We start from the raw sequence: 1,193 nt of genomic DNA on the forward strand, positions 1-1,193 counted from the left end.
CCCGACGACCCCACTCACGCCTGGGAAACCAGAGCCCGGCCGACTACGAGAAGAACCTTCAAACAGCTACGCTGCAGCCTGCCGCATGACCACACGATGACGTGTCCACTTCTCGGGGCGAAGGCCCTTGCTCGTCTGAGCACTGGCATGGCTGCTTTCGATGCGCACATGGCCGGGTTCGGTGCCAGTATGGTCGGCTTCAGCGCCGGCATGACCAACTTCAACGCAAGCATGGCGTCGTTCAACCAGGCCCTGTCCCAGATGCCGCAGTTCGGCATCGACAAGCCGGCCTGGGCCTACCCGGACCCGTACGTCAACACACAGGCGATCCCCGTCGGCGTCGCCGCGAGCGGGATCACCACGATGTGCGGATCCACCTCCGCGGCATGCCAGGCGGCGATCGGAACAACCGGTGAGTCATGCGCGGTACCGGGAACCAGCATTGCAGGGGCGTGCGGTCCTGCGGCGAACAGCTGCCAGCAGGGGCGAAGGTGAAAGATGTGCCGGACGAGTCTCATATTCCGCTGACTGAGTGGTTGACTTGGAGTTCATGGAATGGCAAATAGAGGAGACCTGGATACTCCCTGGTTGCGTGAGCAGTTTGTCGACGTTCTTCAGGCGATGGGTGATGCCTCATTCGCGGAAGCTGCAGCGCAAGGGAGCAATGACGAGCTGGTTTACGATATTTTGGATTTTTTCGACGACTGTGGTGTTCTCGACAACCCAGAAGGTATGGTCGGCCACTTTCTATACATTGACGAGGTTAAGTTGGTGCGACGTCTGGCTGCACTAGTGGAGGAAGTTGTTGCGAACTCATCGCTTGAATCGTGGAAAGCTTTGAGTCCGTTTTCCTCGGATCTTGCAGCCAGGTTGGTAGATAGAACATGACTGCCAGGCTTCATCTGTCAGTATGTCAATCGGTACTTGTGCCCCGTTGGTCGAGCGGGCCGAAGAAAGGCCCTGGAATGCACCTCAAGAACAGCGATCTCGCGGCTCCCTGGATTCGGCGAGATCTGCGCGCATGGCTTGTCGAGGTCAGCGCCGCTTCGAACGAGGAAGCGCTTGACCCTGATCCTTCGCGTGGTGTGTGGCCCGGCCTGAGCGGTTCGGCTGAGTTGGCCGTTGGTCTCGTTTGGGCGCGTTTCGCGTGCGCGTGTCGCTGCGTGCGCCGGTTCCGGCCGGTGGTGGTGCTG

Annotated in this window: 3 protein-coding genes; all 3 read left to right on the top strand. The window is 60.0% G+C overall.

From position 1 onward, the window contains the following. A partial coding sequence (locus HGK34_RS22220) for a hypothetical protein (RefSeq protein WP_207193655.1) occupies positions 1–495 on the top strand: 495 nt, incomplete at its 5' end. Between the two features lie 93 nt (positions 496–588). Beyond that, complete coding sequence (locus HGK34_RS22225; RefSeq protein ID WP_201851610.1) at positions 589–888, top strand: hypothetical protein; 300 nt, start codon at positions 589–591, stop codon at positions 886–888. Positions 889–965: 77 nt separating this feature from the next. Continuing rightward, the coding region (locus tag HGK34_RS22375) for a hypothetical protein (protein WP_207193656.1) at positions 966–1,193 on the top strand (228 nt) is incomplete at its 3' end.

Source organism: Myceligenerans indicum (assembly GCF_016742955.1).
Lineage (GTDB): Bacteria > Actinomycetota > Actinomycetes > Actinomycetales > Cellulomonadaceae > Myceligenerans > Myceligenerans indicum.